This window comes from Zhongshania sp., assembly GCF_041584495.1.
Lineage (GTDB): Bacteria > Pseudomonadota > Gammaproteobacteria > Pseudomonadales > Spongiibacteraceae > Spongiibacter.
The window spans coordinates 92838-100796 of the sequence record NZ_JBFHDY010000001.1 but is presented as its reverse complement, the minus strand read 5'-3'; the positions used below and the strand labels follow the sequence as shown (position 1 = coordinate 100796).

At 54.5% G+C, this 7959-nt stretch carries 5 protein-coding genes; all 5 read right to left on the bottom strand.

Annotated features, from left to right (window positions below):
- Positions 1-1160, bottom strand: a 1160-nt coding sequence (locus ABYP33_RS00435; protein ID WP_373087005.1) for a ribonucleotide-diphosphate reductase subunit beta, incomplete at its 3' end; no start/stop codon positions are given.
- Between the two features lie 87 nt (positions 1161-1247).
- Entirely contained in the window at positions 1248-4145 is a 2898-nt protein-coding gene (locus tag ABYP33_RS00430; RefSeq protein ID WP_373087003.1) for a ribonucleoside-diphosphate reductase subunit alpha, read from the bottom strand.
- Positions 4146-4536: 391 nt separating this feature from the next.
- Positions 4537-5613 (bottom strand): ABC transporter ATP-binding protein, encoded by a 1077-nt coding sequence (locus tag ABYP33_RS00425; RefSeq protein WP_373087001.1) that lies wholly within the window; start codon positions 5611-5613, stop codon positions 4537-4539.
- 136 nt (positions 5614-5749) lie between these two features.
- Positions 5750-6664 (bottom strand): ornithine carbamoyltransferase, encoded by a 915-nt coding sequence (gene argF, locus ABYP33_RS00420; RefSeq protein ID WP_373086999.1) that lies wholly within the window; start codon positions 6662-6664, stop codon positions 5750-5752.
- Between the two features lie 28 nt (positions 6665-6692).
- The gene (locus tag ABYP33_RS00415) at positions 6693-7883 is read right to left on the bottom strand and encodes an aspartate aminotransferase family protein (protein WP_373086997.1); all 1191 of its coding nucleotides are present in this window, start codon (positions 7881-7883) and stop codon (positions 6693-6695) included.
- Positions 7884-7959 lie beyond the last annotated feature (76 nt).

Sequence of the window (7959 nt, the reverse complement as noted above, 5' to 3'; positions counted from 1 at the left end):
ATTTCGCTCATCCATGGGAAGGGGTTTTGCGCGCCGGGGAATTGTTCTTTTAAGCCGAGCTGGCTTAGGCGGCGGTTGGCGATGAATTGGAGGTATTCTTCCATCATGCCGGAGTTCATACCGAGTACGCCGCGGGGCATTGAGTCTTTGGCGTATTCGATTTCGAGCTGCATGCCTTCGACGATCATTTGGGTCACTTCGCCTTGGAATTTTTCGTTCCAGAGGTGTGGGTTTTCCAGTTTGATCTGGTTGATCATGTCGATGCCAAAGTTCAGGTGCATAGACTCGTCGCGGAGTATGTACTGGAACTGTTCGGCGATGCCGGTCATTTTGTTGCGGCGGCCCATAGACAGTATCTGGGTGAAGCCACAGTAGAAGAAGATGCCTTCGGTGACGGCGTAGAAGCCAATCAGGTTGCGGAGCAGTTCCTGGTCGGTTTCTGGGGTGCCGGTGTGGAAGTTGGGGTCGCCCAGTGCTTGGGTGTGCTGCAGGCTCCACGCCGCTTTTTTAGCGATGGAGGGCAATTCGCGATACATGTTGAAGACTTCGGCTTCGTCCATGCCCAGCGACTCTACGCAGTACTGGTAGGCGTGGGTGTGAATCGCTTCTTCAAAGGCTTGGCGCAGCAAGTACTGGCGGCACTCTGGGTTGGTGATGTGGCGGTATACCGCCAGTACCAAGTTGTTGGCAACCAAGGAGTCGGCGGTTGAGAAGTAACCCAGTGAACGCATGATGATGCGACGCTCGTCGTCGGTCAGGCCCTCTGGGTTTTTCCACATGGCGATGTCGGCAGTCATGTTTACTTCTTGGGGCATCCAGTGGTTGGCGCAGCCGTCGAGGTATTTTTGCCATGCCCAGTCGTACTTAAAGGGTACGAGCTGGTTGAGGTCGAGGTGGCAGTTGATGATGCGCTTGTCTTCTACCCGCAGACGGGCGGCGCCCATTTCCAGTTCTTCTAAACCGGCGGCCACGTCGAGGTGCTCTATGGCGGCATTGGCTTTGTCGAGAATAGCTTGATCAACAACGCCAGCGCTATCTTCGCTATTCATAGTATTCAGGGCAGCAGAAACCACAGGCTCAGCTGCTTTTGGGGCTTGGGGTTTGGCAGCGGGCGCTTTGGCCGGTGCTTCTTCTTTATCGAACTCATCCCAACTTAACATTTTATAACCTCAATATTCTTTATACGTGTTTTTCGTCAGACGCCTGACGTCGGACGCCAGACGAAGGGGCCAGCGGCCCCTATACGCTTACTGACAGGCTTCGCAGTCTGGATCATCCAGTGAGCAGGCCAGCGGTACGGGGGCGGCCTGCGGTGCAGCGGCAGACGCGGTGGCAGCAGGTTTAGGTGCAGCCGATTGTGATGAAACCTTGTTCATGGAGCCTTGAGAAACGGTGGATTTCTCGGTGGAGCTCGCAGCCAATGCGCGGAGGTAGTAAGTGGTTTTGAGGCCACGGTACCACGCCATGCGGTAGGTGATGTCGAGCTTTTTGCCGTTGGCGCCGGCTATGTATAGGTTCAATGACTGCGCCTGATCTAACCACTTTTGACGACGGCTTGCGGCGTCGACCAACCAGCGCGGTTCCACTTCAAAGGCGGTGGCGTACAGCGCTTTTAGGTCGTCTGGAATACGGTCGATTTTGCTTACTGAGCCTTCGTAGTATTTAAGGTCGTTAACCATGACGGCGTCCCACAAGCCGCGCGCTTTCAGGTCTTTAACCAAGTAGGGGTTCACTACGGTGAATTCGCCAGAGAGGTTCGATTTAACGTACAGGTTTTGGTAGGTCGGTTCGATCGACTGCGACACGCCCGTGATGTTAGCAATGGTGGCGGTTGGCGCAATGGCCATGACGTTCGAGTTACGCATGCCTTGAGCTTTAACAACTTCACGCAGGCTGTCCCAGTCTAGCGTTTGGCTGCGGTCTACTTCGATGTAATCGGTGCCGCGCTCTTGCGCCAGGATTTCTACCGAGTCGATGGGCAGAATGCCACGGCTCCACAGAGAGTCTTCGTAGCTTTGGTAGCTGCCACGCTCGGCGGCCAAATCGCTAGACGCTTTAATCGCGTAGTAGCTGATCGCTTCCATAGAGCGGTCGGCAAACTCTACCGCTTCATCAGAGGAGTAGGGCAGGTGTTGTTTGTAAAGGGCGTCTTGGAAACCCATCAAACCCAAGCCAACAGGGCGGTGCTTGAAGTTGGAGTTCTTAGCTTGTGGCACGCTGTAGTAGTTGATGTCGATAACGTTATCGAGCATGCGTACTGCCGTCTTAACGGTCTTCTCTACTTTAGCGAGGTCTAGGCCGTTGTCGCCGATGTGCTGGGCAAGGTTAACCGAGCCAAGATTACATACCGCGATCTCGTCTTTGCTGGTGTTCAGGGTGATTTCTGTACACAGGTTGGACGAGTGCACCACGCCAACGTGCTGCTGTGGGCTGCGCAGGTTACATGGGTCTTTAAAGGTGATCCATGGGTGGCCAGTTTCAAACAGCATAGACAGAATCTTGCGCCACAAGTCAGCGGCTTTAACGCGCTTATAGAGTTTAATCTCACCTTTGCGGGTCAGTTCTTCGTAGTGTTCAAAGCGCTCTTCGAAGGCTTTGCCGTACAAATCGTGCAGATCAGGTACATTGTTGGGCGAGAATAAGGTCCAGTCGCCGTCTTGGAAAACCCGCTTCATGAACAAGTCAGGAATCCAGTTGGCGGTGTTCATGTCGTGGGTGCGACGACGGTCGTCACCGGTGTTTTTACGCAGCTCGAGGAATTCTTCGATGTCGATGTGCCAACTTTCTAGGTAAGCACATACTGCGCCCTTGCGCTTGCCGCCCTGATTTACGGCAACGGCGGTGTCGTTAACCACTTTTAAGAAGGGGACAACGCCTTGAGACTTGCCGTTGGTACCTTTGATGTAAGCGCCGAGGCCGCGAACTGGGGTCCAGTCGTTGCCCAGGCCGCCAGCGTATTTAGACAGCATGGCGTTGTCTTGAATTGCGCCGTAAATGCCGTGCAGGTCGTCAGGCACAGTCGTCAGGTAGCAAGACGACAGTTGTGGACGCAGGGTGCCAGCATTAAACAGGGTTGGCGTTGAGCTCATGTAATCGAAGGAGCTGAGTAGGTCGTAGAACTCAATGGCGCGGGCATTGCGGTCTTCTTCGTTCATGGCCAAACCCATGGCAACGCGCATGAAGAAGATCTGTGGCAATTCAATGCGCACTTCGTTGCTGTGAATAAAATAGCGGTCGTACAGGGTTTGCAGGCCAAGGTAATGGAATTGCATATCGCGCTCTGGCTTGATGGCTTCACCGAGCGCGGCAACGTCGTATTCGGTTTCTAGGCGTGGATCCAGCAGCTCAAGCTCAGCACCTTTGCGCAGGTAGATTGGCAGTGCCTGCGGGTAGTAAATAGCCATGTCGTGCTGAGTGGCGCTCTGGGCAACCTCTAAAAAGCTCAGGGCTTCGGCGCGGAGTTTGTCGAGCAGCAAGCGGGCGGTAACTAGGCTGTAATTGTGTTCTTTTTCAACCATGGCGCGGGCGGTGATGACCAGTGAGGTATTGACCTCTTCTTGGGGTACGCCGTTGTACAAGCTTTTAAGGGCTTCGTCTTGCACTTCTTGGGCAGAGACATCGCTCAGGCCTTCGCAGGCTTCTTGTACGATAAATTCTAAGCGGCCTACATCCAGCGGCGACTCGGTGCCGTCTGGGTGTTTGACGCGAATGCTGGGGTGTACTTTTTCACCAAGCGGTGCCAGCTGGCTGCGCTCTTCAGCGCGGGCGGCGCGATACAGTACATAGCCACGGGCAATTTTGTGCTCGCCGCTGCGCATCAGTGCCAGTTCAACTTGGTCCTGAATTTCTTCAATATGAATCGTGCCGCCAGAGGGCATGCGGCGCTTGAAGGTGGCACTGACTTGTTCGGTCAGTTTAACAACGGTCTCGTGGATACGAGTAGAGGCGGCAGCGTTGCCACCCTCTACCGCTAAAAAGGCCTTGGTGATTGCCACGCTGATTTTGTCGTCGGTGTAGCTCACGACGGAGCCGTTGCGTTTAATGACACGGAGTTGGCCGGGTGCAGTGGCTTTAAGTTCGGCGTCGCTAGCGTGCTGCGGGGGGGCGCCAGTGGCGCTGGTGCGAGTGTCTTGTTGGGTTTGCATGATGTCTCTGGCCCTTGCTTGATGTCTTAAAACTGCTCTACGTCAGTCTTATAGTTGCCTCGTGAGTTCCCAGTGCGGGAGGCGAGGGCTTGCGAAATAGCCAAATAATACAAGTGCGGAAGTTATCCCGAAAATGTAAATAGTTGTTATAAGGCTTGGGTGAAAAACCCTATATATAGGGTTTGGGTGAATCTGGGATACAAGATAATGCGGTTTTCATGATTTCGCAAGCACAAGATGCTGTGGGTCTTCTGTGGATAAAGTGTGAGTAAGTAGTGGGTGAAAACCGCTAAATTATTAATTGCCCGTAATGCGGGCTTTTCAGCGCCGTACTGAGGTGGTGAGTACATTCACAGGCGAGGTAGACGGATTACGCATAAGGAAAAGTTTTTTAGCTACTTCTTGGCTTGTGTTCGCCGTGGTGTAATTCCTCGCGGCCAAAGGCAATAAGATGGTCGGCCTCGGTGTTGATGTTGACTTTTTCGTTAATAGCGAAATCGCGGTGACTGGGCAGTAGTGCTTCAACTTGGCTGCCGGTAGGCAGGCGCAGAGTGTAGAGCGTGGCACTACCTGAAAACACCTTTTTTTCAATGGTGGCGCTGATGCCGCCAAAGTCGCTGAGCACAATATCGTCGGGGCGCAGTAAAATTTCTACCGGGGTGCCGGGCGGCCAAGCGTAGGCGCGGTTACCCATTAATGTGCCAAGCTCGGTGGTAACGGTATTCAGCTCGGTGCCGATGACGCCGGGCAAGAAGCTGCCTTCGCCGATAAAGTCGGCGACGAGGCGATTGCTGGGTTCGTGGTAGAGGTTAAACGGGGTGTCCCATTGTTGCAGCTTGCCGTTGTAGAGCAGGCCAATATTGTCGCTGAAGGCAAAGGCCTCGAGCTGGTCGTGGGTTACGAGTATGGCGCTAATACCTAACTCTTTAATGATGTCGCGCACTTCGAGGCTGAGGCGTTTACGAAGCTCGGCGTCGAGGTTGGAAAAAGGCTCGTCCATTAGCAGTAAGTCTGGGCTGGGCGCTAAGGCGCGAGCCAGTGCAACTCGCTGTTGTTGGCCGCCGGAGAGTTCGTGAGGGAAGCGATTCTCGACACCCTCAAGGCGCACTAGCGCCAGTAATTGCATGACTTTTTGGCGCTGTGCCTGGCGACTCTGTTTGTTGAGGCCAAAGCGAATATTGTCGTACACGCTCAAATGCGGGAAGAGGGCGTAATCTTGGAATACCATGCCGATGCTACGCAGCTCGGGGGTAATCATACTGCCGGGTTCGCTCAGGCAGTTACCGCGCAGCGTAACCGAGCCTTTGGTGAGCGGTTGAAAGCCCGCAATAGCGCGCAAGATGGTTGTTTTGCCACAACCACTGGGGCCGAGCAAACTGCAAATGTCGCCGTCGTTAACATGGAAGCTGACGTCGTCGACAACGGAGACGCCTTCATATTGGCATTGGATGCTTTTTATTTGCAGCACGGCTAGAGGCTGCTGGATGCTAGACGGGAGACGGGAGATGCAAAAGCGGGCGCGGCTTTGCCGCGCAATGCTGAGTCTACGGCGTAGCCGTCAGGCCTTAGCGTCTCCCGTCTCCCGTCCAGCGTTAAGCTAAGCATTAGGCCCGCGCCTCTAACAACAAAAACTCCATCAATGCCTTCTGCGCATGCAGGCGATTCTCCGCCTCGTCCCAAATCACGGTCTTGGGGTTGTCCATGAGATCGGCACTGATTTCTTCGCCGCGCTTGGCGGGTAAGCAGTGCATGTAGAGTGCGTCTGGGTTGGCGTGGGCCATGAGTGCGCTGTTAATTTGGTAGCCGGCAAGTTCGCGGCGGCGCTCGGCTTTTTCTTCTTCCTGGCCCATCGAGGCCCAGACGTCTGTCACGAGAAGATCTGAGCCGCGGGCGGCATCGGCGGGCTCGCGGAATATTTCAACGCGGCCACCGGCCTTGGCAACGATGTCGGCGCGGGGTTCAAAGCCCTCGGGGCAGGCGACTTTTAGGGTGAAGTCGAACTGTATGGCGGCGTGAATATAAGACTGGCACATATTATTGCCGTCGCCGATCCATGCCACTTGCTTGCCCTTGATGCTGCCGCGATGTTCGATAAAGGTTTGGATGTCGGCTAGCAGTTGGCAGGGGTGGTGGTCGTCGGTTAGTGCGTTGATCACCGGCACGCTAGAGTACGCGGCAAAGCGTTCAATAATGCTGTGCTCAAAGGTGCGCACCATGATGATGTCGCACATTGAAGAGATGACTCGGCCGCTGTCTTCCACCGGTTCGCCACGACCGAGCTGGGTGTCGCGTGGCGACAGGAAGATGGCATGACCGCCTAAGTGTGCCATCCCCGCTTCAAACGAGATACGAGTTCGGGTAGAGGCTTTTTCAAACACCATGCCCAATACATGATTGGGAAATTGCACGCTGGTTTTGCGGGCTTTGTGCTCGGCTTTGAGTTGTATGGTACGCTGCATTAGGGTCTCTAATTCAGCGGGGCTCAAATCCATGAGGGTTAAAAAATGTCTTAATGCCATACGGCTACCTTTTGCTGCTGAACCGGCCTTATGCCGCGCTGGACTGAGCTGGCCACTGACGAATCAGTGGACACAGTGTGGCGAGCAGCGCATCTATTTCTTGCTGGTTAATGATTAGCGGCGGCAGTAAGCGTACCACCCGCTCTGAAGTGACATTGATCAGCAGGCCTTTTTCTAAGGCTTGGGCAACCAGTCCGGCACAGGGGCTGCTCAGCTCAATGCCGATCATCAGGCCTTGGCCGCGAATGTCTTTTACGTGGGCAACATCGCCCAGTTGATCCTTTAAGGCGCTGAGAATATAGCGGCCGTTGTCGGCAATGGTGTCGATCATGCCATTGGTGTTCAATGTGTTTACTACCGCGAGCCCGGCCGCGCACACCAGCGGATTACCGCCGAAGGTAGAGCCGTGATTGCCTGGCTGAAACAGTGCCGCCGCTTTGCCATGGGCAAGACAGGCACCAATCGGTACTCCGCCACCTAGACCTTTGGCGGTCACCACCACGTCAGGCATTACGTCGCTATGCTGGTAAGCAAAGTATTTACCGGTCCGACCATTGCCGGTCTGCACTTCGTCCAACATCATCAGCCAGTTGTGTTTGTCGCACAGTGCCCGCAGCTGAGTAAGGAAACCGGCGGGCAAGGTGTGAATGCCACCTTCGCCTTGAATTGGCTCAATGAGCACGGCGGCAATGCTGTCGTTGTGCTCGGCAATATTTTCAAGTGCGGCAAGATCGCCAAAGGGCGCGCGGATAAAGCCCCGCACTAAGGGTTCAAAGCCCGCTTGAATTTTGCGATTGCCCGACGCTGTTAGCGTGGCCAAGGTCCGGCCATGAAACGCCTGATCCATTACAATCACATGGGGAATATCGATATTGCGGTTGTGGCCGTGCATCCGCGCTAGCTTAATGGCGGCTTCATTGCCTTCGGCGCCGGAATTACAAAAGAACACGTTTTCCATGCCGCTAATCGCGCACAGGGCGGCAGCGAGTTCTTCCTGCTTTTGCACTGAGTATAAATTGGAGGTGTGCAGCAGTTGGCCAGCCTGTGACTGAATGGCTTCGGTTAAGGCTGGGTGCGCGTGCCCCAAAGAGTTAACGCCAACGCCACTGATGCAGTCGAGGTAGGCTTTGCCCTGCGTATCAAACAGTCGCACACCTTCGCCCCGGGTAAATGTTACCGGAAGACGCCCATAGGTGTTCATTAAAGCCGGCTGTGTCATCAACAGATCTCCGCGTGCCAAATAAGCAGGTTTAACCGCAAATAAGGCACAAATATAGCAGTGCAATGGATTTAAA

What these genes read in the sequence shown, in the direction of transcription:
- ABYP33_RS00430 (WP_373087003.1), bottom strand. Translation starts at nt 4,145, where the DNA reads ATGCAAACCCAACAAGACACTCGCACCAGCGCCACTGGCGCCCCCCCG.
- argF (WP_373086999.1), bottom strand. Translation starts at nt 6,664, where the DNA reads ATGGCATTAAGACATTTTTTAACCCTCATGGATTTGAGCCCCGCTGAA.
- ABYP33_RS00415 (WP_373086997.1), bottom strand. Translation starts at nt 7,883, where the DNA reads ATGACACAGCCGGCTTTAATGAACACCTATGGGCGTCTTCCGGTAACA.